The sequence below is a fragment of the Paraburkholderia sp. BGA-UO-ETr-F12 genome (assembly GCF_059567945.1).
The window spans coordinates 18952-43546 of sequence record NZ_JCAQOZ010000032.1 but is presented as its reverse complement, the minus strand read 5'-3'; the positions used below and the strand labels follow the sequence as shown (position 1 = coordinate 43546).

20 protein-coding genes and 1 riboswitch are annotated in these 24595 nt (G+C 63.9%); of the genes, 13 read left to right on the top strand and 7 right to left on the bottom strand.

Features of this window, described 5'->3' with window-relative positions:
• Positions 1-2 precede the first annotated feature (2 nt).
• The 4 genes from fliI to fliF are packed head-to-tail and all read right to left on the bottom strand — an operon-like array spanning position 3 to position 5136.
• The gene (gene fliI / locus AC57B6_RS15305; protein ID WP_406867636.1) at positions 3-1688 is read right to left on the bottom strand and encodes a flagellar protein export ATPase FliI; all 1686 of its coding nucleotides are present in this window, start codon (positions 1686-1688) and stop codon (positions 3-5) included.
• The gene (gene fliH / locus AC57B6_RS15300) at positions 1682-2365 is read right to left on the bottom strand and encodes a flagellar assembly protein FliH (RefSeq protein ID WP_028198528.1); all 684 of its coding nucleotides are present in this window, start codon (positions 2363-2365) and stop codon (positions 1682-1684) included. The genes fliI and fliH overlap by 7 nt, the downstream gene beginning before the upstream one ends.
• Positions 2352-3347, bottom strand: a complete 996-nt coding sequence (fliG, locus tag AC57B6_RS15295; protein ID WP_028198529.1) for a flagellar motor switch protein FliG — start codon at positions 3345-3347, stop codon at positions 2352-2354. The genes fliH and fliG overlap by 14 nt, the downstream gene beginning before the upstream one ends.
• Complete coding sequence (fliF, locus tag AC57B6_RS15290; protein WP_496421655.1) at positions 3337-5136, bottom strand: flagellar basal-body MS-ring/collar protein FliF; 1800 nt, start codon at positions 5134-5136, stop codon at positions 3337-3339. The genes fliG and fliF overlap by 11 nt, the downstream gene beginning before the upstream one ends.
• A 237-nt stretch (positions 5137-5373) precedes the next feature.
• On the opposite strand from fliF, the gene fliE reads away from it, so the two are divergent.
• The 5 genes from fliE (at position 5374) to AC57B6_RS15265 (ending at position 8616) form a co-directional block, all read left to right on the top strand.
• Entirely contained in the window at positions 5374-5709 is a 336-nt protein-coding gene (gene fliE / locus AC57B6_RS15285) for a flagellar hook-basal body complex protein FliE (RefSeq protein WP_028198531.1), read from the top strand.
• A gap of 296 nt (positions 5710-6005) precedes the next feature.
• Complete coding sequence (gene fliS / locus AC57B6_RS15280) at positions 6006-6440, top strand: flagellar export chaperone FliS (protein WP_030102365.1); 435 nt, start codon at positions 6006-6008, stop codon at positions 6438-6440.
• The gene (locus AC57B6_RS15275; RefSeq protein WP_028198533.1) at positions 6437-6763 is read left to right on the top strand and encodes a flagellar protein FliT; all 327 of its coding nucleotides are present in this window, start codon (positions 6437-6439) and stop codon (positions 6761-6763) included. The genes fliS and AC57B6_RS15275 overlap by 4 nt, the downstream gene beginning before the upstream one ends.
• 81 nt (positions 6764-6844) lie before the next feature.
• Positions 6845-8251 carry a flagellar hook-length control protein FliK gene (fliK, locus tag AC57B6_RS15270; RefSeq protein ID WP_496421654.1) on the top strand — a complete coding sequence of 469 codons (1407 nt, stop codon included), beginning with the start codon at positions 6845-6847 and terminating at the stop codon, positions 8249-8251.
• Positions 8251-8616, top strand: coding sequence for an EscU/YscU/HrcU family type III secretion system export apparatus switch protein (locus tag AC57B6_RS15265; RefSeq protein ID WP_028198535.1), 366 nt, complete (start codon positions 8251-8253; stop codon positions 8614-8616). The genes fliK and AC57B6_RS15265 overlap by 1 nt, the downstream gene beginning before the upstream one ends.
• Before the next feature lie 74 nt (positions 8617-8690).
• On the opposite strand, the gene AC57B6_RS15260 is transcribed toward AC57B6_RS15265, so the two are convergent.
• Together AC57B6_RS15260 and AC57B6_RS15255 are read right to left on the bottom strand one after the other, a co-directional pair.
• Positions 8691-10109, bottom strand: coding sequence for a coniferyl aldehyde dehydrogenase (locus tag AC57B6_RS15260; protein WP_183804279.1), 1419 nt, complete (start codon positions 10107-10109; stop codon positions 8691-8693).
• Between the two features lie 88 nt (positions 10110-10197).
• On the bottom strand, positions 10198-11883 hold the full coding sequence (locus AC57B6_RS15255; protein WP_496421653.1) for an isovaleryl-CoA dehydrogenase: 1686 nt from the start codon (positions 11881-11883) through the stop codon (positions 10198-10200).
• Positions 11884-12191: 308 nt separating this feature from the next.
• Here AC57B6_RS15255 and AC57B6_RS15250 point away from each other — a divergent pair, with 308 nt between their 5' ends.
• Entirely contained in the window at positions 12192-13841 is a 1650-nt protein-coding gene (locus AC57B6_RS15250; protein ID WP_496421709.1) for a GMC family oxidoreductase, read from the top strand.
• A 172-nt stretch (positions 13842-14013) separates the two neighbouring features.
• Positions 14014-15750, top strand: a complete 1737-nt coding sequence (locus AC57B6_RS15245; protein WP_496421652.1) for an OmpA family protein — start codon at positions 14014-14016, stop codon at positions 15748-15750.
• 153 nt (positions 15751-15903) lie between these two features.
• Here AC57B6_RS15245 and AC57B6_RS15240 read toward each other — a convergent pair whose 3' ends face one another.
• Positions 15904-16869: a LysR family transcriptional regulator gene (locus tag AC57B6_RS15240; protein WP_028198540.1), complete on the bottom strand. Its 966-nt coding sequence runs from the start codon at positions 16867-16869 to the stop codon at positions 15904-15906.
• Between the two features lie 182 nt (positions 16870-17051).
• On the opposite strand from AC57B6_RS15240, the gene AC57B6_RS15235 reads away from it, so the two are divergent.
• The 6 genes from AC57B6_RS15235 to AC57B6_RS15210 all read left to right on the top strand — a co-directional run bounded on the left by AC57B6_RS15235 (position 17052) and on the right by AC57B6_RS15210 (position 24562).
• Complete coding sequence (locus AC57B6_RS15235) at positions 17052-17822, top strand: glycosyltransferase family 2 protein (RefSeq protein WP_496421651.1); 771 nt, start codon at positions 17052-17054, stop codon at positions 17820-17822.
• A gap of 19 nt (positions 17823-17841) precedes the next feature.
• A riboswitch (S-adenosyl-L-homocysteine riboswitch) is annotated at positions 17842-17978 on the top strand.
• A 33-nt stretch (positions 17979-18011) separates the two neighbouring features.
• The gene (ahcY, locus tag AC57B6_RS15230; protein ID WP_028198542.1) at positions 18012-19433 is read left to right on the top strand and encodes an adenosylhomocysteinase; all 1422 of its coding nucleotides are present in this window, start codon (positions 18012-18014) and stop codon (positions 19431-19433) included.
• Between the two features lie 155 nt (positions 19434-19588).
• Positions 19589-19942 carry a phage holin family protein gene (locus tag AC57B6_RS15225; protein ID WP_028198543.1) on the top strand — a complete coding sequence of 118 codons (354 nt, stop codon included), beginning with the start codon at positions 19589-19591 and terminating at the stop codon, positions 19940-19942.
• A gap of 11 nt (positions 19943-19953) precedes the next feature.
• A complete protein-coding gene (metF, locus tag AC57B6_RS15220) occupies positions 19954-20784 on the top strand; it encodes a methylenetetrahydrofolate reductase [NAD(P)H] (RefSeq protein WP_028198544.1) in 831 nt (276 codons plus the stop codon).
• Between the two features lie 300 nt (positions 20785-21084).
• Positions 21085-22728, top strand: a complete 1644-nt coding sequence (locus AC57B6_RS15215; protein WP_028198545.1) for an ABC transporter substrate-binding protein — start codon at positions 21085-21087, stop codon at positions 22726-22728.
• 205 nt (positions 22729-22933) lie between these two features.
• Positions 22934-24562, top strand: a complete 1629-nt coding sequence (locus tag AC57B6_RS15210; protein ID WP_496421650.1) for an ABC transporter substrate-binding protein — start codon at positions 22934-22936, stop codon at positions 24560-24562.
• Positions 24563-24595: the final 33 nt, after the last annotated feature.

Below are 24595 nucleotides of genomic sequence, written 5' to 3'. Positions count from 1 at the left end.
CGTCAGCCTCCTTGGGCAAACAGAGCGTCCAGCATCTCGAGACTCGGTTCAAAGTTCGCGCATTCGCGGAAACCTTGCTGCAAAAATGCTTCCATCCGGGGGTACAACGCAATCGCACGGTCGAGCAGCGCGTCGCGCCCACTCGAATAGGCGCCGACGTTGATCAGATCGCGGTTGCGCTGGTAGCGCGACAGCATCTGCTTGAACATACGCGTTTTCTCAAGATGGTTATCGTCGATCAGCGCGGTCATTGCCCGGCTAATCGATGCTTCGATGTCAATCGCCGGATAGTGGCCGGCCTCGGCGAGCGAGCGAGACAGCACGATGTGGCCGTCCAGAATCGCGCGCGCGGAGTCGGCGATCGGGTCCTGCTGGTCGTCGCCTTCGGTCAGCACGGTGTAGAACGCGGTGATCGATCCGCCGCCCGCCGGGCCGTTGCCGGTACGTTCGACGAGCGCCGGCAGCTTGGCGAACACCGAAGGCGGATAGCCCTTGGTGGCAGGCGGCTCGCCCACGGCGAGCGCGATCTCGCGCTGCGCCATCGCATAGCGGGTCAACGAATCCATCAGCAGCAGCACGTGCTTGCCCTGATCGCGGAAATACTCGGCGAGCGAGGTCGAGTACGACGCGGCCTGCATCCGCAAGAGCGGCGAGACGTCGGCCGGCGCGGCGATGACGACCGAGCGCGCGAGGCCTTCCTCGCCGAGAATCTGTTCGATGAATTCCTTCACTTCACGGCCGCGTTCGCCGATCAGGCCGATCACGATCACCTCGGCGCTGGTGTAGCGCGCCATCGTGCCGAGCAGCACCGATTTACCGACACCCGAACCGGCGAACAGGCCCATGCGCTGGCCGCGGCCCACGGTCAGCAGCGCGTTGATCGCGCGCACGCCGACGTCGAGCACCTTGTGAATCGGCTCGCGGTTCAGCGGGTTGATGACCGGCGCCGACAGCGGCGCATCGGCATGCGCGCCGAGCGGGCCGAGCCCGTCGAGCGGGCGGCCGGACGCGTCCAGCACGCGGCCAAGCAGTTCCCAGCCGACCGGCAGGCGCTTGGCGCCCGCCATTGGATCGGCGATCGGCGCGCTTTCGAGCGGGTACACGCGCGCGCCGGGCAAGAGGCCGATCACCTCGGTGGTCGGCATCAGAAACAGTTTGTCGCCGGAGAAGCCAACCACTTCGGCTTCGGCCATCGGCAGCGAACTGCCGCGCGGCAGTTCGATCATCACTTCAGCGCCCACCGACAGCCGCAAGCCGACGGCTTCGAGCACCAGGCCGGCTGCGCGGGTCAAACGTCCGCAGGCTCGCATCGGTTTGGCGATTGCGTTGCGCTCGCGCAGTGCGTCGAGACGGCTACGCCAGGCTTGCATGTGCGGGTTGCTGTCGAGTGCGGGATCGTAGGGGGCGGGGAGGGGTGAAGCGGAACTCGACGAAGTGGTGTCTGAAGCGGCCTCCGCGGCAGCGGATTCGCGGCTCGGTGGCGTACCCGCCTCCAGCCGCGCCGCGCCCGGATGACCGTGGCCAGGCTCACGCAAGGCCGCTTCAATAGCCGCGACGGCGGCCGCGGCGGGCGTCAGCGCAGCCGGTGCATCCGCCAATGCCTCGGCGCCGAACGACGCGAGCGCGAGTTCGCGTTCGAGCGGCGTCAGATCGCTGGCGCGGATTTCTTCGAGCGTCGGCTTCACCATGTGCTCACCTTGCCGAGGGCGGCGGCGACGCGCTCCCAGCGTGTATCGATGCCGGCATCCACTTCACCGGTGCCGGCCTGGGCGCGGCAGCCACCGCGCTCGACCGCCGGATCGGTCCGCACGGTCCAGCCGCGCGTTTGCAATTCTTCCATCAGATAGGCCTCGACGACCGGCAGGTCGGCGGGGCTGACGATCAACGCGGGCGCGCCGACCAGCGCCGGTTCGCTGGCCAGCACCTCGCGGGCGGCGGCAATTAGCGCAGTGGGATCGTGCTGCACGTGCTGGCGCACCACCTGCTGGGCGATGTCCAGCGCCAACGCGACCAAGGTCTCCGAAATTGCGCCTTGCGCACCGTCAAGCGCTGCCTTGAAGGTCTCGGCCAGCGCGGCCAGACGCGCCGCTTCTTCGCGCGCTTCGCTCTGGCCCTGCTCGAAACCTTGCGCATGCCCCTGCTCGTAGCCGGCCTGATAACCGAGCGCCTGCCCGGCCACGTGACCGGTTGCGATGCCCTGCGCATGGGCGGCGTCGCGCACACGCTCGAGTTCGGCTTCGAACGCGCCGTCGTCGACTTCGGGCTCGGGCGGTGCCGGCGGTACCGGGTCGAACGAAGCCATCTCCCAGCGCTGGTAGGCCGAGAGGCTTTCCTTCGCCGCGGAGTTCTGATCAGACATACGCATCTTCCGCCTTGCCGCCTAGCGCGATCTGGCCGCTTTCCGCCAGATTGCGCACGATTTGCAGGATACGGCGCTGCTGCGTCTCGACTTCGGAGACGCGCACCGGGCCGCGCGAATCGAGGTCTTCGGCGAGCAGTTCGGCAGCACGTTGCGACATGTTCGACAGGAACTTCTGGCGCAACGCGGGCGGTGCGCCCTTCAGCGAGATGATCAACGCCTCGGACTCGACTTCCTTCAGCAGCAACTGGATCGCACGGTCCTCGAGATCGAGCAGGTTCTCGAACACAAACATCTGATCGATGATCTTCTGCGCGAGTTCCGCGTCGTATTGGCGAACGTTCTCGATAACGCCTTCTTCATGGTTGCTCGACATGAAGTTGAGAATTTCGGCCGCCGTGCGGATGCCGCCCATCGGGCTGCGCTTCAGGTTGTCGCTGCCGGACAGCAGGCCCGTCAGCACGTCGTCGAGTTCGCGCAGTGCGGCCGGCTGGATGCCGTCCAGCGTGGCGATCCGCAGCAGCACGTCGTTACGCAGACGCTCGGTAAAGCAGGCGACGATTTCCGAAGCCTGATCGCGGTCCAGGTGAACCAGAATGGTCGCGATGATCTGCGGGTGTTCGTTCTTGATGAGCTCGGCCACCGCCGCGGAGTCCATCCACTTGAGGCCTTCGATCCCGCTGGTATCGCTGCCCTGCAAAATCCGGTCGATGATCGCGCCGGCCTTGTCGTCGCCGAGCGCCTTGGTCAGCACCGAACGGATGTAGTCGCTCGAATCGAGCGACAGCGCGGTGTGCTTCTCGGCCTCGCGCACGAACTCCTGCAGGACTTCGTCGATCTGCTCGCGCGTGATGTTCTTCAGCGCGGCCATCGCCACGCCGATCTTCTGAACCTCGCGCGGTCCGAGAAACTTGAATACCTGCGCGGCTTCTTCCTCACCGATCGACATCAGCAGGAGCGCGCTCTTCATTACGCCTTCAGCGCTCATCGGACACCCAATTTTTCACGACGGTTGCGACGATCTTCGGATCCTGGCGGGCAATGTTGCGCGCGAATTCCAGGTTCCGTTCGTATTTGTGCTTCGAGTTTTCCAGCGCGAGCAATTCGTTGTCGCTTTCGAGTTCGGCGACGGTGGCTGTAGCCGCGCGCTCGGCGGCGGGAATGCCGTCCAGCAGGATCGGTTCGTCCGGCGACGGCAGCGCCGCGGCGGCGACCGGCTCCGGCGGCGGGAAAGCGCGGCGCAGCGCCGGCTTCACCATCACGAAGTACAGGAACAGGGCGACCGCGCCAATGCCGAGGTAGGTTGCGAGCTGCTTGGCGAGCGCGATCATGTCCGGCGTGCGCCACCACGGCAGGTCGGCATTCGGATCGATATCGGCGGAGAACGGGCTGTTGACCACGTTGACCGAGTCGCCGCGCGCGGCGTCGAAGCCCATCGCGTCCTTCACCAGTTGATTGACTTGCGCGAGCTTGTCGGCGGTGACCGGTTGCATGGTCGCGTGACCCTTGGCGTCGACCACTCGCAGGTAGTTGACCACCACCGCCACCGAAAGGCGCTTGATGCCGCCCATCGGCTGCTCCAGGTGCTGCACGGTCTTGTTGAGTTCGTAGTTGGTGGTCGAATCCTTGCGATCGCTGACCGGCGTGGTGGTCACGCCGCTCGCGCCGTTACCGGCGACGATCGGCGCCGAGGCCGGTTGCGGCGGCTGGTTCGACAACGCGCCCGGCACGCCGGAGGCCGCGGCCTGGGACATTTCGGTGGCGGTGCTGGTTTGCTGGCTGCGGATTGCCGCCTGCTGTGGACTGCCGTTCGGGCCGTAGTTTTCCGAGGTCTGCTCGCTGCGCGAGAAGTCGATGTCGGCGCTGACCTGCGAGTGCGCGTTGCCCGAACCAAATAACGGCGCGAGGATCGCGTCGATACGTTGCTGGGTGCTGCGCTCGATCTGCTGGCGGTACTTGAGTTGCGAGGCGTCCAGCCCGCTGCCGGTGGACGGCTGCGTCAGCAGGTTGCCGTCCTGGTCGAGGATGGTCACGCCCTTCACCGGCATATCCGGCACTGCCGACGACACCATATGGGTGATCGCCAGCACCTGGCCTTCGTCGAGCGCGCGGCCCGGGTACAGGTTGACCAGCACGGAGGCCGACGGCGCTTCCTTGTCGCGCACGAACACCGAAGGCTTCGGAATGGCCAGATGCACGCGTGCCGACTTCACCGATGAAATCGACTCGATCGTGCGTTCGAGTTCACCCTCCAGCGCGCGCTGGTAATTGATCTGCTCGGCGAACTGGCTGATGCCGAACTTCTGGTTGTCCATCAATTCGAAGCCGACCGAGCCGCTCTTGGGCAAGCCTTGCGCCGCCAGACGCAGACGCATTTCGTGCACCTGCTCGGACGGCACGAGGATCGCGCCACCGGCATCGGTGAACTTGTAGGGGATGTTGGCCGCCTGCAGCGCGGTGATGATGGCGCCGCCGTCACGGTCCGACAGGTTGCTGTAGAGCACCTTGTAGTCCGGCGCGCGCGACCACAGGAACAGGCCCGCGACGATGGCGACCAGCAACGCGACCGCGAAAATCAGCGGTGCGCGCGGGTTGCCGCGCATTTGCGCGAGACCCGACAGACGTTGGCCAAAATTGCCGCCCAGGTTGCTCCCCAGTCCGCCCAGGTCCGCGGCGGCGCCTGCCTGGCCGGTGCCGGCAGTGCCGGCGCCCGGCTGCGCGCCGGCGAGGCCCATACGGGCGTCGGGGTTGATCAAAGAGTTGGCTGACGAATCCATGCGTCGGGTATCTCCGGGATGCCTTTGCGTTCTGCCGCCTGAGCGCACCGAGGGTCGGCGGGCGTACGGACAGAGACTTTCACGATTGAAATTATCCGCAGCGCCGCTCAACCCGATTGCTTGAATAGAGCCGGGTTTCCCCCCTAGTTTCGGGGCTTTCCCTGAGGACCCGCTGCTATGCTTTCGTCCAGATCGGTACGGTTTCCGGCATGCCGGTCGTCATTCCCTGGAGAGAACATGACTTTGCCCGTAAACGCGCTCACGTCGGCACTGCAACAGATGCAGTCGATGGCGGCGCAAGCGACCGGCGGCAGCAGCCCGGCGGCCGATCAGTCCGGCGCGGCGACGGCCGGCGGGTTCGCCTCGGCGCTCAAGGCGTCGTTGGACAAGATCAGCGGCGATCAGACCAAGGCGATCGGCGAATCGCAGGCGTTCGAACTCGGCGCGTCCAACGTCTCGCTGAACGACGTGATGGTCGACATGCAGAAGGCCAACGTCGGCTTCCAGTTCGGGCTGCAGGTGCGCAACAAACTGGTGTCGGCTTACAACGACATCATGCAGATGTCGGTGTGAGTGCGACTCGGGCGGCAGGGCTGTTCCGCCCGCCCGAATGCCTGTGCTCCGGATGCAACGCCGTGCGCTTGCACGGCAGGACGGTCGGCCCGGCGCGCCCGCGAGGCGCCTTGTGGCGGGCGGGCTTGCCGCGTTCAGCGCGATGTCGCCGCGATCGGCCCCTTAATCCTCCTTACACCGGCCTAAAGCTTTCCCGTTGCCTATCCGATAACCAGCTATAGGCAGAAATCCTGGGTGCGCAGCGCACCCGGACGGGGTGCCACGACCAACCGCAGTGCAAGAGAGGAGGAGCGCCGATGTTTTCCCCAGGACACTCTGGAGCCAATGCGTATGCACGCGTCGGCGTCGAGACAGGGGTGATGGGCGCGAGTCCGCATCGTCTGATCGTGATGTTGTATCAGGGCGCCCGGCAGGCGATCGCGCAAGCGCGCATGCATGTGCAGCAAGGCAATGTGCCGGCTCGTGGTGAGGCGATCGGCAAGGCGATTCAGATCGTCGAAAGCGGGCTGCAACTATCGCTGAACCTCGAGGTGGGCGGCGAGATTGCAGAGCGGTTGGACGCGCTATATAGCTATATGTCGCGCCGGTTGCTCGAAGCCAATATAAAACAGAGCGAGGCGATGCTGGTCGAGGTCGATGGCCTGCTGGCGACACTCGAAGAGGCATGGATCGGGATCGCCCCGGAGATCGCGCGGATGGCAGCCCAGCCGGCCGCGGAAAGCATGAGATGACATCGAACGCAGAATATTTCGCCCGCTACGAGGCGATTGCAGCGATTTCCCGCCGCATGCTGACAGCCGCCCGGCGGGCCCTGTGGAGCGATCTGGCCCATTTGCAGGAGGAATACCGGAATCTGGTGGACGCGCTGAAAGACGCGGAAACCGGCGTTAGGCTGGACGATGCGGAGCGTCTGCGCAAGTACACGCTGATCCGGCAGATTCTGGCCGACGACGCGGCGATCCGGGATCTGGCGAATCCGCGCATGGCCAATCTGTCGGCGTTGTTCGCCGGACGGCCGACTCGCGTGCTCAAGGAATTGTACGGGGCGCGCTGAGTGCGCCCGCGGGCAACACGCTGTCTGAGTCCGTCCGACTATATTTGAGCGTGCCGCTGCCAATGTGACCAAGGAATCGGTATGAACGGAATCGACACGGTCGTCAGTTCGCTGCTCGCGAACCGGGTCGACAGTCTGCTCAATCTTGCGCCGGGCAGCGCGACGGCCTCGCAGACTGGCGCTGCGGGCGTCGATACCGAAGTTCTCAACACCACCCCTGTCGCGCCTCCCGCAGCCCCGCCGGCTTCCGCCCAGACCGCGCTGTCCGCCGTCGCGCTGACGCTCAATGCGATCGTGAACTCTGGCGGCGAGGCGACGCCGGCCGTGCTCGGCCAGGCACCGATCTGGCCGGCCGCTCCGGCGCTCGATATCGAGGCTGGTGGCTTGCCGCTCTTCGATACGGCTGCCCCATCCGCTGCTCCCTCCGCGAATCCGAATACCGCCGGCACCGCGGCCACCGCCAATGTCGCGGCGGCCCAGGTGCCGGTCGCCGCGCTCGCCGCCGCGCTCGAACAGACGGTCGGCGAAAGTGGCCTGTTTTACGAATCCCATCTCGCACAATGGCTGGCCGGCCAAAGCACGCCGGCCGCGCTGGCCGGCGAGGCGCAGAACAAGCTGGTGGCCGCCGCCGCGCAACTGCCGCTCAACTGGGCGAGCGACGCCGAGCAGGCTCCGTCTGCCAATGCGGCAGCCCGGCAGGGCGCGGGCGGTACGCCCAACGGCCCGGCCAACGGCGCGCCGGACGGCAACGCGGCAGGCCGGATGCCGTCGATCCAGACCGCGCAGGCCGCGCGTTTCGTAGCGGGCGAGGTGCTGGCGAGTTCGCTGTCCGACCTGAATGGCCAGCCGGCGCATGCGAGCTTACGCGGTGCCGCGACGCCGCTGGACGACGGCGGGTCGTCGCAAAACACACAATCGATGGCAGCCGCGGTTCATCCCGCGACCGTGCCGCTGGTGCGCCAGCAACTCGATCTGCTCGCTACCGGGCAATTCCGCTGGACCGGCGAAGCATGGCCGGGCGCCAAGCTCGACTGGACCATCGAGCAGGAAGGCGATGAATGGGATCGCAGCGGCGGCGGCACGGCGAGCGAGGACGATCAACCGTGGCGCACGCGGCTGACGCTGTCGCTGCCGACACTCGGCACCGTCGACGCGGACCTGACGCTGACGGGCTCACGGCTGGTCGCGCGCGTGCAGGCGAGTCCGGTTGGCGCGGCGCGCTTGTCCGTGCAGGGTGAGGATTTTCGTCAACGGCTCGCGGCGGCAGGCATCGAATTGCACGGGCTGACGATTCGCGAGATTGGCGGCGGCATGCCGGCTACCGCGGCGGGCGCCGCGGTAGCCGGACAGGCGGCGGCGTCCGCGTATGCGCGCTCGGCCTCAGTGGCATCTGCTGCCTCGGCGGCTGACAAAGCGTCGACGGGGCATCGCGCGGGGCGGGCTGACCGCTCGTCCGCGCCGCTCGACGATTTCGATTGGGATATGTGATGAGCCGCAAACATCGCCGCAGCGCGGCCGCGCTCGTCTACGACGCACAAGGCAACGATCCCGCGCCGCGTGTCGTCGCCAAAGGCTACGGCATGCTGGCCGAGATGATCGTGCAGCGCGCCAAGGAGGCCGGTCTGTATGTGCACGAGTCACCGGAAATGGTCTCGTTGCTGATGCAGGTCGATCTCGATACGCGGATTCCGCCGCAGCTTTATCAGGCGGTGGCAGAGTTGCTCGCCTGGCTGCATCGGCTGGAAAGCGGTGCGGAGAATGAGCCCGAAGGCGGAGCCGCTGCCGTGCATGACGTGACCGATGTGGTGGCGACGGACATAGCGGACGTTTCTGGCGGAGCGTCCAGGCGCTGAGGCGGAGGTGGGGCTGGCGGGCCCGACCGCCTATCGCCCGTCGCCCGGACAGCCGACCCCGGCCGCCCGTCGCATCAAAACCGCAGCATCAACTTCAGCAGCGCGTTCACCCGCTTGCCGTACGGCGGCGAGATCCAGCCGCGCGCATTCAGGCGCGCTTGCGTCAGCACCGGCTTCATCTTCGAGAAATTCACGAAGCCTTCGTAACCGTGATACGCCCCCATCCCGCTTGCACCGACGCCGCCGAACGGCAGGCTTTCGCACGCCAGATGCATGAGCGTTTCGTTGATCGCCATGCCGCCCGCGATGGTGTCGCGTGTGACGCGTTCGATCGTCGCGCTGTCGTCGGCGTAGAGATACAGCGCGAGCGGACGCGGACGCGCGTTGATCCACGCGATCGCGTCGTCGAGTGTGTCGTAGGGGACGATCGGCAGCAGCGGGCCGAAGATTTCCTCCTGCATCAACGCGCTCTCTTCCGGGGCATTCGTGACGGCGATCAGTGGGTAGCGGCGGCTTGCCTCGTCCGGCGTGCTGTCGGTGAGCGTGTGCAGCTGCGCGCCGGCGGCCTGTGCTTCGTCGGCAAGGCGCTGCAAGCGTGCAAAGTGCCGCTCCGAAATGATCGATGTGTAATCGAGGTTGTGCGCAAAATCGGGGTACACCTTCGCCATTCGCGCGCGCGCCCGTTCAATGAACGCCTGCTCCTTGCCACGCGGCACCAGCACGTAGTCCGGCGCGACGCAGGTCTGTCCCGCGTTGAGCGTTTTGCCGGCGATGAGGTTGTCCACCGCGTTGTCGAAGCGCGCGTGCTGACCGATGATGGCCGGCGATTTGCCGCCGAGTTCGAGCGTGACCGGAGTCAGATGTTCGGCGGCGGCGCGCATCACTTCATGGCCGATTTTGGTGGAACCGGTGAACAGCAGGTGGTCGAACGGTTGCGAGCTGAACGCGGCGGCGAATGCGGCGTCGCCATTCACCACGGCGACGTGTTCGCGAGCGAAGGTCTGGCCGATCAGTTGCTCGAACAGCGCCGAGGTACGTGGCGTCAATTCGGACATCTTGATGATGGCGCGATTGCCGGCCGTCAGTGCGCTGATCAGCGGACCGGCGGCGAGCAGCACCGGATAGTTCCACGGCACGATGATGCCGATCACGCCGAGCGGCTGCGGCACGACTTTCGCGCGCGCCGGCATCAGCCATTTGCTGGTGCTGCGGCGCTGCGCTTTCATCCAGCGTTTGCCGTGTTTGAGCGCGGCGTCGATCTCCTCTTTCACCAGCAGGAATTCCGCGAGCAGCACTTCCTGTTTGGCGCGATTGCCGAAGTCGGCGCTCATCGCGTCGGCGAGTGCATCGCGATTGTCGAGCATGACTTTGCGCAGCGCTTTCAGATGTCCCGCACGGGTTTCCCACGACGGATACGGCGCGCGCAAATACGCATGGCGCTGATCGCGTAGCAGCGCTTCGAGCGCGGCGACTTCGGGTAAATCGTTCTTCATGGATGTCCACTCCCTGATGGATAATGGTGCGCGTTGAGTCGCGCTTATTGATGTGTTGTCGGTTTGGTGCCGGGCGGTCCGCTTCGCTTCAGGCGGGAAATGCCCTTTCGATGATTGCCGCGTGGTCGAACGTCGCCGGCAGCGTGCCGTACACACGGCCGCTCTCGCCGCAGCCGTCGCCGAGACGTGTCGCGATGAAGGCCTCGGCGACTTCCGCCGGCGCATGCTTGAGCAGCAAAGTGGCTTGCGCGATCAGCACGATCTGCTGCGCGATCCGTCGCGCGGACCCTTCGCGATGTTCGGCGGGGCCGCTGAGCGTGGTCGCGAGCTTGCCGAGTGCGGCGCTCAAAGCGGGGTGCCCGTGCGCATCCGCTTGCCATGCGGCGAACAGGGCTTGCGCCGCGTCGGGCTCGCGCTCCATGGCGCGCAGCACGTCGAGACACATCACGTTGCCCGAGCCTTCCCAGATCGAATTCACAGGCGCTTCACGATAGAAGCGCGCCATCGGGCCGGTTTCGACGTAGCCGTTGCCGCCCCATACTTCCATCGCCTCGCCGGTGAATTCCAGCGCGCGCTTGCAGACCCAGTATTTCGCGGCCGGCGTGACGATCCGGCGCCATGCGCGCTCGGCGGGCGCGGCCGCCGACGCATCCGCCGACGCTTCGAAAGCGCGTGCGAGCCGCATGAACAGGATCGTCGCGGCTTCCGATTCCAACGCCAGGTCGGCGAGCACGTTACGCATCAGCGGCTGATCGGCCAGATGCCGGCCGAAGGCGCTGCGATGCCGCGCATGGTGAATCGCCTGCACCAGCGCCGCGCGCATCAAGGCCGCGCTGCCGATCACGCAATCGAGCCGCGTGTAGTTCGCCATTTCGATGATCGTCGGCACGCCGCGGCCCTCGTCGCCGATCATGACGCCGAACGCATCGAAGAATTCGACCTCGCTGCTGGCATTCGAACGGTTACCGAGTTTGTCTTTCAGACGCTGGATCTGCACGGCGTTCTTGCTGCCGTCCGGTGCGAAGCGCGGCACGAAGAAGCAGGAGAGGCCTTCGTGGTCGTCGGTGCGGGCGAGCACCAGATGCGCGTCGCACTGCGGCGCGGAGAAAAACCATTTGTGGCCGACCAGGCGGTATTCCGCCCCACGGCCGCTGCCGCGCGTGGCGTACGCACGGGTCTGGTTACTGCGCACGTCCGAGCCGCCCTGTTTTTCGGTCATCCCCATGCCGATCATCGCCGAATTTTTCTGCGTGAGCGGCACGTCGCGGGGATCGTGTTCGCGGGCGTAAAGCTTGTCGCGCAAGGTGTCGAACAACGCGGGTTCGCGTTGCAGAACGGGGATGCTGGCGAAGGTCATCGTCAGCGGGCAGAGCGAGCCTGATTCGAGTTGGGCATGCAGGAAGTAGCCTGCGCAGCGCGCAACCATTGCGCCGGCTTGCGGATCCGAAAACGGCAGCGCATGCAGGCCTTCACGACGCAACAGCGACAGCAGCGTATGCCACGAAGGATGAAACTCCAGTGCGTCAATGCGTTCGCCGCGTGGGCTGTGCGTGAAAAGCTCGGGTGTGTGGCGGTTCGCCAGTTCGGCGAGCGCGAGTGTCTCGGGTATGGTGAGTGCCGCGCCGTGCCGCTGCAACGCCTCACGATGCCACGCGGCCCCGTCGCGGTCGAGGGCGGCGGACAACGCCACGTCGCTCGCAAACAGGTTGTAGTTCGCGAGCGGCGGCGCCTGATTCGTCACGTCGTGGGTGGGGCCGAAGCTATGCCGTTCCATCTGCTGTCTCCGTTCACCGGATGCGCGCCGTCGCTCTGCGACAGCGGGCTGTTTTATCGCGGCGTGTCGTGCCGCACGCTCAGAGGACGGCGCGCGGGGCGCCGTGTTTGAATGCCGTGCGCAGCGGCCTGGCGGGCGCATGCGCGTCTTTCATCATAGGGTCGCGGGCGTCTTTTCGTTTAGAGGGATCGCTCTGACAGGAACCCGCCGCCGCGCCCGAACGCTCCCTACAATGCCGATGAAACACACGTAGACAAGTGTGCACGAGACAGGAGCCGCCAGCAATGCGGTCCCAACAGGAGGCGCGGATGCAATACGACTACATCATCGTCGGTGCGGGCTCGGGCGGCTGTTCGCTCGCGAGCCGTCTGGCGGATAGCTGCCCGGACGCGACGATCGCCCTGATCGAAGCCGGACCGCATACGGACCGCAATCTGTTCGTGAACATGCCGGTGGGCGTGGCGGCCGTCGTGCCGCACAAACTCAAGACCAACTACGGCTATCTGACGACGCCCCAGCCGGGGCTCGCCGGCCGCCAGGGCTATCAGCCGCGCGGGCGCGGTTTCGGTGGGTCGAGCGCGATCAACGCGATGATCTATACGCGCGGCCATCCGCTCGATTACGACGAATGGGCGCAACTCGGCTGCGAAGGCTGGTCGTGGGCCGAGGTGCTGCCGTATTTCCGCCGCGCCGAGGGCAACGAGCGTGGCGCCGATGCGTGGCACGGCGCCGACGGTCCGTTGACGGTGTCCGATCTGCGTTACCGCAATCCGTTTTCGAAGCGTTTCGTGCAGGCCGCGATGGAGGCCGGCTACAAACCGAATAACGACTTCAACGGCGCGGATCAGGAAGGGGTGGGCTTCTATCAGGTGACGCAGCGCGACGGACGACGCTGCAGCGTCGCGCGCGCCTATGTCTACGATCGCGAGCGTCCCAATCTCCATACCATCGCCGATGCGACGGTGCTGCGCGTGACCTTCGACGGTAAACGCGCGCGCGGCGTAGAAATCGTGCGAGGCGGCCGTACGGAAACCCTGGAAGCGCGCGCCGAAGTCGTGCTGGCGGCGGGTGCGTTCAACTCACCGCAATTGCTGATGTGCTCGGGGATCGGCCCGGCGGCACATCTGCAATCGCTGGGCATACCCGTGCTGCATGAGGCGCCCGAGGTCGGCCAGAACCTGATCGATCACGTCGACTTCACGATCAACAAGCGGGTGTCGTCGATTGAGCCGACTGGCTTTTCGATTCGCGGCATCGCGCGGATGCTGCCGCAATTCGTGACCTTCATGCGGCATGGAACCGGCATGCTGTCGAGCAATGTCGCCGAAGCCGGCGGGTTCCTGAAGAGCCGTCCGACGCTCGATCGCCCGGATCTGCAACTGCATTTCTGCGCAGCGATTGTCGACGACCATAACCGCCATATGCACTGGGGCCACGGCTATTCGCTGCACGTGTGCGTGTTGCGGCCGTATAGCCGCGGCACGGTGACGCTCGCGAGCGCCGACGCGCGCACCGCGCCGGTGATCGACCCGCGGTTTTTCAGCGACTCACGCGATCTCGATCTGCTGGTGGAAGGCGCGCAGATGGCGCGGCGCATTCTGGACGCGCCCTCGCTGGCGCTGCACGGCGGCAAGGAGCTCTACACGCATTCCGGCCAGAGCGAGGAGTCGTTGCGCCAGACCATCGCCGAACATGCCGACACGATCTATCACCCGGTAGCGACCTGCCGGATGGGCGGCGATGCGCGATCGGTGGTCGATCCGCAGTTGCGGGTGCGCGGCGTGACGGGACTGCGGATCGTCGATGCGTCCGTAATGCCGACGCTGATCGGCGGCAACACGAATTCGCCGACCGTGATGATCGGCGAGCGTGCTGCCGAACTGATCGCGGCGAGCCGGCGCGAGGGGCAAACGGCGCCCGCGATGGCATCGCCTGGCGTCGCCGGCGTGGCGGCTTGATGTCGCATCAATCGCCCTAATTTGGATCGTAAATATAAGAATATTTAGGCGAACGTCGGCTAATTCGTCATAAATTGTGTCACTTCGTTTATGAGATTTCCCCAAACCTATAATCGCGCCGCGAAAAAGAGCGCGTCAGGTGATGCGTTCGGGAACTCAAGGAAGCGAAGCGATGAGTATCAATGTGATTCAGCTGATTCAGTCCGCGTTGACGGACGGGGTCGTGCGACAGTTGGCGGCCCGCTTCGGGCTGCCACCGGATGCGACCCAGAAGGTGCTTGCGACAACCGGCCCCGCGCTGGTCGCCGGGCTGATGCAAAAGGGCGCGACGCTCGACGGCGCGCGTTCGCTGTTCGCAACGATCCTCTCGCCTGAGGTGAACGGCCACATCGCCGAGCAGTTGCCGCAATTGATCGGCAGCACCACCGGCGTGAGCCAGCTCGAAGGCGTGGGGCGCCAGTTGCTCGAGCGCGCGCTCGATCGCCGCGTCGATACGCTTAGCGATGAAGTGGCCGCCCAAACCGGCGTGCCCGCGCATGCAACGCATGCGATGACGGGTATCGTCGGCGCCACGCTGCTGGGTCTGCTGAAGCAGCATTTCCTCGAAGGTCAGGGCAACGTCGGCCAACTGCCGACCTTGCTGGGTCATCAACTGCCGGCCATTGCGCCGTACCTGAACGACCGTCTGATGACCGGCCTTGGCCTGAGCGGACTCGGCGCGTTCACCGGCAATATCCTGTCGCAGTTGAAAGCTGTCTCGTCGCATATCGATCATCCGACGCCTGCGGCCCGGCCGGTGGCTGAGGCCTTGCCGAACGTCCGCGTGCCGGCCGACGCCGTGGTGCGTGAAGAGCGCCGCTCGCACAAGGGGCTGTGGTGGCTGCTCGCGGCGATTGCCGCGGTACTGGCGTTCCTGTTCCTGCGCGGTTGCCACAATGAGCAACGCGACGGGCAACGAAGCGAACAAAGCAGCGAGCGCAGCGGCGAGCAAGCCGCTGCAACCGCGCAGCCCGCGTCCGCACCGGTCGCAGCGTCGGCTGCGGCGGCTTCGGCTACTTCGGCGACTCAAGCCAGCGCCGCCAGCGAAGCGCAGCAACCCGCTGCCGCGCCGGCGCCGACCAGCGACAGCCAGCTCAGCTTCACAGTCGACGCTGCAGGCAAACCGACGCTTACCAGCACGGTCGGCAGCGAAGCCGAAAAGAACCAACTGATCGAGGCGCTCACAAAGCGCTTCGGCACGGATGGTTTCGTCGCGAACATCACGGTCGATCAGGACACCCGGCCGGCCGACTGGCTTGCTCATCTGGACGGCTTGCTGCCGCTGATGGCGTTGCCGGGCGCCGAGGTGAAAGTGGACGGTGCGCGCATCGAACTGAGCGGTAGCGCGGCAAATGCGAAGCTCGGCTGGCTCGACAAGCTGAAGTCGCTGTTTGGTGGGTCGTATCAGATCGGTTCGTTCAACGTCGAACAGGCCGTCGCCAACGCAACCGAGAACTTCCGCGGCGCGATCAAGAACCTGCTCACGCCGGATAGCTCGTGCGCGGCGGCGGACGTCGTCAAAGTGCTGAATCTGCAGGTGATCAATTTCGCGAGCGCCAGTGCCCGTGTGCCGGCCTCGGCGGTTGAAGATCTGAATCAGTCGGCGCAGGTGCTGAACGCCTGTGCGCGCAACGGCAAGACGGCCAGGCTCGAAGTGGCCGGCTATTCGGATAATGTCGGCGGCGCGCAAGCCAATCTGCAACTGTCGAAGAAGCGCGCCGAAGCAGTTCGCGCGTATCTCGTGAAGACCGGCGTGCCGGCGGATTCGCTGGTCGCGCAAGGTTACGGCGACGCGCATCCGGTTGCGAGCAACGACACGGCGAGCGGCCGTTTTGCCAACCGCCGCATCGAGTTTGTCGCGCGGCAGTAACGGCGTATGACGGTGTTCGTTGAGCGTTCGCGATTAACGTTACCCGTTCCGGGTGAGCCGCTGAGGTGAACCTGAAAAACATGCCGCCCGCCTCGTGCCGGCGGCATGTTGTCGTCTGACCGGCTGCATAGGCGGCGGCCGCGTTTGCAGTGGCTACACGCGTGACGGCGGCGTCTGAACAGGTGCCGCAATGCCACTCATGCCGATGCCCGGTCCCAGCATGAAATCGTCGCCGGCTTGGCCCGGCAGCGTCTCACGAGCCACGTCCAGCCAGGCGCGAGCCGCGTGCGACAGATAGCCGTTGCGGCGCCAGCCGATCGCCATTTCCCACGGAATTTCCGGTTCCACCACGGGCCGGCAAGTAAACTGCGCCGCGTCGAGGCGCCGGCAATACGGCGCTGGCAACAGCGCAATCCCGACGCCGGCCAGCACCAGCGCCGCCATGAAATCCCAGTGCCCACTACGCCCGACAATGGTCGGCGCAAAGCCGGCGCTGCGGCATGCATTCAGCACGACATCGTTGAGCGCGAGGCTCTCGCCATAGAACACGAAGGGCTCGTTGGCGAGCGCGGCGAGCGGCACTTCGTGCAGGTCGTCCCAGCGCGAGCCGGTACGCGCGACCAGCCAGAGCAATTGCCGCGTCATCGGCAGCACTTCGATGTTTTCCGGGTCGACCGGTTGCAGCACGCCGCCCAACTCCAGTTCGCCGTGGATCAGCGCGGTTTCGATCGCGCGCGAACCCTGCTCGAACAGCTTCAGTTCGATTTTTGGGTAGCGCTGACGGAACGCGGCGATGGCCGGCGTGAACAGCGAGCCGCCCATCGGCGGAATGCCGATGGTCAACTCGCCACGGCCGAGCGTGTCGAGATCGTTCAGTTCGGCCTGCAACTGCGCGTGTGCCGCCAGCACGTCCTGACCGCGCTGATAGACGATCCGCCCGGCATCGGTCAGCACCATCTGCCGCCCGTCGCGCAACAGCAGCGGCGAGCCGATTTCGTCTTCCAGCGACTTGACCATTTTGCTGATGGTCGGCTGCGTGACGAACATCTGCTCGGCCGCGACGGTGAAGCTCTGTTGACGGACTACTTCGACGAAATACCGCAACGCACGTAGTTCCACGATCTCAAGCTCCAGAATTCCAATTTGGAATGAATTTCAGGATTGTAAGTCATTGTATTTATGTTGCGGAGCGGTCCATTCGGGGGTGTCCGGGGCTGCAGCCTTTCCAGGATGGGCTTCGCCACAAGCGGGCTACTATCGACGGTTTCTCTACCGTTCGGCCCGCAGCGCCCGCTCTGTCCATGACACCCATCTCGATCATCATTCCCTGCTACAACGGCGCAGCGACACTCGCCCGTGCACTCCGGAGTTGCCTCGCTCAGCCGGAAGCCGCGCAGATCATCGTGGTGGACGATGACTCCGCGGATAGCTCCGCCGACCTGGCCGTGCGCTATGGGAATCTCGACCCTCGCGTGTGTCTATTGCGAATGCCGCACAACGGCGGCCCGGCCCGCGCGCGCAACTGGGGCGCGATGCATGCGGCTCACGGTCTGCTCGCTTTCCTCGATGCCGACGACGAATACCTGCCCGGCGCATTAGCCGCCGCGAGCGCGTTTCTGGCGCAGAACCCGCAGGACGTCTCCGTGCGGCTCGACGTCGACTACACAAATTTTCCGGCCGAACTCACCGGCCATCCCGACTTCGCGATGCACGCTGCAACACTTAGCAATACCGTGCCGAGCAGCCTGATCATCCGCCGCGCGGCGTACGCCGCACTCGGTGGCTTTCCGATGGATGACGCGTTTCGCCGCATCGGTGGCGAAGACGGCGCGTTTTCGTGGGCGTTGCGCGAGCTTTTCGGCAACCGGCGCTTGACCGATGCAAAGCGCGTGCGCATGCACTATCACGCCGGGATTCACGCCGAACGTTATTTCCGTGTCGCGCTGGGCATGCAGATTCCGGACCCAGCCGATGTGGCCGAAGCATTCCGGTTTTCGAGGCAGTTCGTCGAAACCGCCCGCGCGGGAATCGAACAATTGCGCACGGCCAGCGTCACCCCGAAGCCATCTTGATTTGCTACAATCGCCGTTCGTCTTCGAGGAGCGTTGCGACGGGTACTGCGAATCCAGCTATTCGCCGGCCGCCCGCCAGGCTCGGAGGCTTCAATCGGATGGCCAGGATGCGCATTGCGCGTTTCCAGCCACCGCATCGAACCGCGCTCACGTCAAATTTCTAGTCAATTTTTTAGAAAGGAGGGCGTGATGAACGCCGCAGTTCTCGATTCAAACAAGAAGCAGGATTTCCTCGTCGCCGATATGTCGCTTGCAGCCTGGGGCCGCAAGGAACTGAACATCGCCGAAACCGAAATGCCCGGTCTCATGCAAACGCGTGAGGAATACAAGAACTCGCAGCCGCTGAAGGGCGCGCGCATCGCGGGTTCGCTGCACATGACGATTCAAACCGGCGTGCTGATCGAAACCTTGACGGCACTCGGCGCGGATGTGCGCTGGGCCTCGTGCAATATCTTCTCGACGCAAGACCATGCAGCCGCCGCGATTGCGGAGGGGGGCGTGCCGGTGTTCGCCTTCAAGGGCGAATCGCTCGACGAATACTGGGAATTCTCGCACCGCATTTTCGAATGGCCGAATGGCGAATTCGCCAACATGATCCTCGACGACGGCGGCGACGCCACGTTGCTGCTGATCCTCGGCTCGAAGGCCGAGAAAGACCGTTCGGTGATCTCGAAGCCGGAAAACGAAGAAGAAGTCGCGCTGTACAAGTCGATCGCCCGTCATCTGGACGCAGACCCGGTGTGGTATTCCACGCGTCTCGCGCACATCAAGGGCGTGACGGAAGAAACCACGACCGGCGTGCATCGTCTGTATCAGATGGAAAAGGAAGGGCGCCTGCCGTTCCCGGCCATCAATGTGAACGATTCGGTCACCAAGTCGAAATTCGACAACCTGTACGGCTGCCGTGAATCGCTGGTCGACGGGATCAAGCGCGCGACCGACGTGATGATCGCGGGCAAGATCGCGGTCGTGGCCGGTTACGGCGACGTGGGCAAGGGTTGCGCGCAATCGCTGCGCGGTCTGGGCGCCACGGTGTGGGTCACGGAAATCGATCCGATCTGCGCGTTGCAGGCCGCGATGGAAGGTTATCGCGTGGTGACAATGGAATATGCCGCCGACAAGGCTGACATTTTCGTTACGGCAACGGGCAATTACCACGTGATCGGCCACGATCACATGGCGGCCATGCGCAACAACGCGATTGTCTGCAACATCGGTCACTTCGATTCGGAAATCGACGTGGCGTCGACGCGCAAGTACCAGTGGGAAAACATCAAGCCGCAAGTCGACCACATCATTTTCCCGGACGGCAAGCGCGTGATCCTGCTGGCTGAAGGGCGCCTCGTGAATCTGGGTTGCGCGACCGGTCACCCGTCGTTCGTGATGTCGGCCTCGTTCACGAACCAGACGATCGCGCAGATCGAACTGTTCGTGCACGGCGACAAGTACGAAAACAAGGTCTATGTGCTGCCGAAGCACCTTGATGAAAAGGTCGCGCGTCTGCATCTGGGCCGTATCGGCGCGGAACTGACGGTGCTGTCGGACTACCAGGCGAACTACATCAGCGTCGACAAGAACGGTCCGTTCAAGCCGAACCACTACCGTTACTAAGTAGCGGTCAGGTAACCGCTTCCAGCTAATATTAAGCACGCAGGCGGTTTCAACGCATGACAGTTTGACAACAGGGCGGCGCGCAAAGCGCCGCTTTGTTCGCCATGCCCGCCTCGTTCCGTTCAAACGGACATCCTGCCTCAAAGGAGCTCTACATGACCGTGCTGCTGACCTGGCTGATCAACGCACTCGCGCTGCTGATCATCACCTACCTCGTACCGTCGATTCATATCCGCAGTTTCGGCACCGCACTGATCGTCGCGGTGGTGCTCGGGTTGATCAACACGATCCTGCGACCGGTGCTGATTCTGCTGACGCTGCCCGTCACGATCGTCACGCTCGGACTCTTCATTCTGGTGGTCAATGCGCTGTGCTTCTGGCTGTGCGCGTCGCTGTTGAAGGGATTCGAAGTGTCGGGTTTCTGGTCCGCGTTCTTCGGTTCGATTCTGTACAGCATCGTTTCGTGGCTGCTGTCCGCGCTTATTTTCGGCAACCGCAGCATCGGTTGATCTACTGAATCATGAACCCGATCGAACTTTCATTCGAATTCTTCCCGCCGAAAACGCAGGAAGGCGTCGACAAGCTGCGCGCCACCCGCGCGCAGCTTGCACCGCTCAAGCCCAAGTTCGTGTCCGTCACGTTCGGCGCCGGCGGCTCGACGCAACAGGGCACCCTCGATACCGTCGTCGATATGGCGAAGGAAGGGCTCGAAGCGGCGCCGCACGTATCGTGCATCGGCTCGTCGAAAGAGAGCCTGCGCGCGATCCTGAACGAGTACCGCGCGCATGGCATTCGCCATATCGTCGCGCTGCGCGGCGATTTGCCGTCCGGTATGGGCGAAGTCGGCGAGCTGCGCTATGCGTCGGAACTTGTGAGCTTTATTCGCGCCGAGTTTGGCGACTGGTTCTGGGTCGAAGTGGCCGGCTATCCGGAGTACCACCCGCAGTCGCGCTCGCCGCGTCACGATCTGGAAAATTTCGCCCACAAGGTGAAGGCGGGCGCTAATTCGGCGATCACGCAATATTTCTTCAACGCGGACGCCTATTTCCGTTTCGTCGACGACGCGCGCAAGCTTGGCGTCGACGTGCCGATCGTGCCGGGCATCATGCCGATCACGAACTTCTCGCAACTGATGCGTTTCTCGGAGATGTGCGGCGCGGAAGTGCCGCGCTGGATCGCGCGCCGTCTGGAAAGCTTCGGCGACGACCGCGAGTCGATTCGCGCGTTCGGGCTGGATGTGGTGACGGACCTGTGCCAGCGTCTCATCGACGCGAAAGTACCGGGTCTGCACTTCTATACGCTCAATGGCGCGGCGGCGACCAAGGCCATCTGCGAACGGCTGGGCGCTTGATGTCCGGGCGGCCGCCTGAAGCCTGACCAGGCAGCGTTGTAAAAAACCGCGCGGTTGATCGAACCGCGCGGTTTTTTTTCGCACCGGGCAGTCTCGCCGAGTTATCTCGCACGGTTAGGCCACGTAACCATCGCGTACAGAAAATCCCGGGCGTGAGGCCGCTATGAAGTATTTGCTGTATCGCAGTAGATGTGCGCCGCCAGGCGTTTTCCCCTCTGTCGTGTAAGCCCGCATTGAAGCCGATTTTTGCGCTATCTATGATCGAGGTGCAGCTGACCTGGCTGCTGTGCGGAGAACGTGATGACAGTACATCGATTGCTGTTTGCAGTTCGCCATACCTTCCTGCCAGTCCTGAGCGCGTGCGCCGTCCTCGCGGCGGGCCTCGCGCCGGCCGCTACCGACGCGGCCAGCTTGCCCGACAAAACCCTCGTGTTCTGCTCCGAAGGCAGTCCGGCCGGTTTCGATTCCGCGCAGTACACCACCAGCGTTGAATTTACCGCCGCTTCTTACACGGTCTATAACCGTCTTGTCGAATTCGCGCGCGGCAGTACCGATATCGAACCGGGCCTCGCCGAGAAATGGGATGTGTCGCAGGACGGCTTGCAATACACGTTCTACCTGCGGCACGGCGTGAAGTTTCAGACCACCGCGTTCTTCAAGCCCACTCGCGAATTCAATGCGGATGACGTTGTCTTCACTTACCAGCGGATGCTGGATCCGGACCAGCCGTTCCGTAAGGCGTACCCGGTGCCGTTTCCCTACTTCGCCGATCTCGGGCTGGCAAAGAACATTGCCAAGGTCGAGAAGCTGGATCCGTACACGGTGCGTTTCACGCTAAAAGAGGTCGATGCACCGTTCCTGCAGCAGATCGCGATGCCGTTCGCATCGATTCTGTCGGCGGAGTATACGGATCAGCTACTCAAGGCCGGCAAGGCCGCCGATATCAACCAATATCCGGTCGGCACCGGACCTTTCATTTTCCGCAGCTACACCAAGGACGACACGATTCGCTTCGACGGCAATCCGGATTATTGGAAACCGGGCATCGTGAAAGTCGGCAAGCTGATTTTTTCGATCACGCTGGATCCCGCGGTGCGGTTGCAGAAACTGAAACGCGGCGAATGTCAGGTGATGAGCTATCCGCGTCCCGCGGACATTCCGCAGATCAAGGCCGACCCCGCGCTGGCCATGCCGAGCGAGGTGGGCTTCAATCTGGGCATCCTTGGCTACAACACGACGAAAAAGCCGCTCGACAACGTGCTGGTGCGACGCGCGCTGGATATGTCGGTCAATAAGAAAGCGATCATCGAGTCGGTGTATCAGGGCGCCGGGCAAATCGCGACGAATCCCATGCCGCCGACCCAATGGGGCTACGACAAGAACCTGAAGGACGCGCCCTACGACATCGACAAGGCCAAGGCCTTGCTGAAAGAGGCAGGCTACCCGGACGGCTTCGACCTGACGCTGTGGGCCATGCCGGTGCAGCGGCCCTACAACCCGAACGCCCGCCTGATGGCTGAGATGCTGCAGGCCGACTGGGCGAAGATCGGCGTCAAGACGACGATCGCCACGTACGAATGGGGTGAGTACATCCGCCGCGCCCATGCTGGCGAGCACGAGGCGATCCTGATCGGCTGGACGGGGGACTACGGCGATCCTGACAACTGGCTTGGCGTGTTGCTCGGCTGCGATGCGGTGAAGGGCAGCAATTTCTCCAAATGGTGCTACAAACCTTTCGACGACCTGATCAGGAAAGCGCGTGGCACCACCGATCTCGCTGAGCGCACGAAGGACTATATTGAAGCGCAGGAGATCTTCAAGCAGCAGGTTCCGTTCACGCCGATCGCCCACTCCACGGTTTACCAGCCGATCAGCAAGGACGTCACGGGCTTCAGGATCGACCCGTTCGGCCCGACGCAATTCATGGGTGTCGGCCTGAAATAGCCGCCGGCAACGGTCCGCGGAGCGCTTTTTTGCCGGGTCCGCCTCCAACGCCGCACGTTCCGGCCAGTGCCGGCGTGCGGCCGTTCTTATGCCTTATCTGTTTCCTATCGTCAACGGGGGTATTTTCCTCCGCTTGTTGGTGCGAGCCAAGCTCAAGTAATATCGCGCTACGCTGGCGTCAGCCGGCCTCGAACCTGGAGGAAACATGAAGCAAAACAATCTGTTGCGCGCCGCGCGTGTTACGACGCTCGTCGCAGCTGCAGCGGCATCGATGGTGGGCGCAAGTGTCGCGCGTGCCGAGATTCCGAATAAAACCCTGGTTTACTGCTCAGAAGGCAGTCCCGCGGGTTTCGATCCGGCCCAATACACCACGGGTACTGATTTCACGGCGAATACGTTTACCGTCTATAACCGTCTCGTCGAATTCGAGCGCGGCGGCACCAAGGTCGAGCCTGGCCTTGCCGAAAAGTGGGACGTTTCCGCCGATGGCAAGACCTACACGTTCCATCTGCGCCATGGCGTGAAATTCCAGACCACGTCGTTCTTCAAGCCGACGCGCGAATTCAATGCGGACGACGTCGTGTTCACGTTCCAGCGCATGCTGGACACGAATCAGCCGTTCCGTAAGGCATACCCGGTTCAATTCCCGTATTTCACGGACATGGGCCTCGACAAGCTGATCACCAGCGTCGAAAAGGTCGATCCGTACACGGTCAAGTTCACGCTGAAGGAAGTCAACGCGCCGTTCATCCAGAACATGGCGATGGAATACGCGTCGATTCTATCGGCTGAGTATGGCGATCAATTGCTGAAGGCCGGCAAGGCCGCCGACATCAACCAGTTCCCGGTCGGCACCGGCCCGTTCATCTTCCGCAGCTACACGAAAGACGCGACGATCCGTTTCGACGGCAATCCGGATTACTGGAAGCCGAACGACGTGAAGATCTCGAAGCTGATCTTCTCGATCACGCCGGACGCCGGTGTGCGCGTGCAGAAGATCAAGCGCGACGAATGCCAGGTGATGAGCTATCCGCGGCCGGCCGACATCGCGCCGCTGAAGGCTGAAGCGAATATCGCGATGCCGTCGCAACCGGGCTTCAACCTCGGCTATCTCGCGTACAACGTGTCGCACAGGCCGGTCGACAAGGTCGAAGTGCGCCAGGCGCTCGACATGGCGATCAACAAGAAGGCGATCATCGAGTCGGTGTATCAAGGCGCAGGCCAGGCCGCGACGAACCCGATGCCGCCGACCCAATGGTCGTACGACAAAAACCTGAAGGGCGCGTCCTACGATCCGGATAAGGCGAAAGCGCTGCTGGCCAAGGCCGGTTATCCGAACGGCTTCGACATCACGCTGTGGGCGATGCCGGTGCAACGCGCATACAACCCGAACGCCCGTCTGATGGCGGAAATGATCCAGGCCGACTGGGCCAAGATCGGCGTGAAGGCGAAGATCGTCACGTATGAATGGGGCGAATACATCAAGCGCGCTCACGCAGGCGAAGACGACACGATGCTGATTGGCTGGACCGGCGATAACGGCGATCCGGACAACTGGCTCGGCACGTTGCTCGGTTGCGAAGCGGTGAACGGCAACAACTTCTCGAAGTGGTGCTACAAGCCGTTCGACGATCTGATCCAGAAGGGACGCGTCACGTCAGATCAGGGTGCGCGCACGACGGCCTACATGCAGGCGCAGCAGATTTTCGCGCAGCAACTGCCGTTCTCGCCGATCGCTCACTCCACCGTGTACCAGCCTGTCAGCAAGAAGGTGATCGACATGCGTATCGAGCCGCTCGGCTATGCGCGCTTCGACGGCGTCAGCGTCAAGTAAAGGTACTACAGTCAAGCTTACGCAGTAGCTTTT

Coding starts and splice junctions, on each gene's coding strand:
- fliI (WP_406867636.1), bottom strand. CDS start 1,688: ATGGTGAAGCCGACGCTCGAAGAAATCCGCGCCAGCGATCTGACGCCG.
- fliH (WP_028198528.1), bottom strand. CDS start 2,365: ATGCGTATGTCTGATCAGAACTCCGCGGCGAAGGAAAGCCTCTCGGCC.
- fliG (WP_028198529.1), bottom strand. CDS start 3,347: ATGAGCGCTGAAGGCGTAATGAAGAGCGCGCTCCTGCTGATGTCGATC.
- fliF (WP_496421655.1), bottom strand. CDS start 5,136: ATGGATTCGTCAGCCAACTCTTTGATCAACCCCGACGCCCGTATGGGC.
- fliE (WP_028198531.1), top strand. CDS start 5,374: ATGACTTTGCCCGTAAACGCGCTCACGTCGGCACTGCAACAGATGCAG.
- fliS (WP_030102365.1), top strand. CDS start 6,006: ATGTTTTCCCCAGGACACTCTGGAGCCAATGCGTATGCACGCGTCGGC.
- AC57B6_RS15275 (WP_028198533.1), top strand. CDS start 6,437: ATGACATCGAACGCAGAATATTTCGCCCGCTACGAGGCGATTGCAGCG.
- fliK (WP_496421654.1), top strand. CDS start 6,845: ATGAACGGAATCGACACGGTCGTCAGTTCGCTGCTCGCGAACCGGGTC.
- AC57B6_RS15265 (WP_028198535.1), top strand. CDS start 8,251: ATGAGCCGCAAACATCGCCGCAGCGCGGCCGCGCTCGTCTACGACGCA.
- AC57B6_RS15260 (WP_183804279.1), bottom strand. CDS start 10,109: ATGAAGAACGATTTACCCGAAGTCGCCGCGCTCGAAGCGCTGCTACGC.
- AC57B6_RS15255 (WP_496421653.1), bottom strand. CDS start 11,883: ATGGAACGGCATAGCTTCGGCCCCACCCACGACGTGACGAATCAGGCG.
- AC57B6_RS15250 (WP_496421709.1), top strand. CDS start 12,192: ATGCAATACGACTACATCATCGTCGGTGCGGGCTCGGGCGGCTGTTCG.
- AC57B6_RS15245 (WP_496421652.1), top strand. CDS start 14,014: ATGAGTATCAATGTGATTCAGCTGATTCAGTCCGCGTTGACGGACGGG.
- AC57B6_RS15235 (WP_496421651.1), top strand. CDS start 17,052: ATGACACCCATCTCGATCATCATTCCCTGCTACAACGGCGCAGCGACA.
- ahcY (WP_028198542.1), top strand. CDS start 18,012: ATGAACGCCGCAGTTCTCGATTCAAACAAGAAGCAGGATTTCCTCGTC.
- AC57B6_RS15225 (WP_028198543.1), top strand. CDS start 19,589: ATGACCGTGCTGCTGACCTGGCTGATCAACGCACTCGCGCTGCTGATC.
- metF (WP_028198544.1), top strand. CDS start 19,954: ATGAACCCGATCGAACTTTCATTCGAATTCTTCCCGCCGAAAACGCAG.
- AC57B6_RS15215 (WP_028198545.1), top strand. CDS start 21,085: ATGACAGTACATCGATTGCTGTTTGCAGTTCGCCATACCTTCCTGCCA.
- AC57B6_RS15210 (WP_496421650.1), top strand. CDS start 22,934: ATGAAGCAAAACAATCTGTTGCGCGCCGCGCGTGTTACGACGCTCGTC.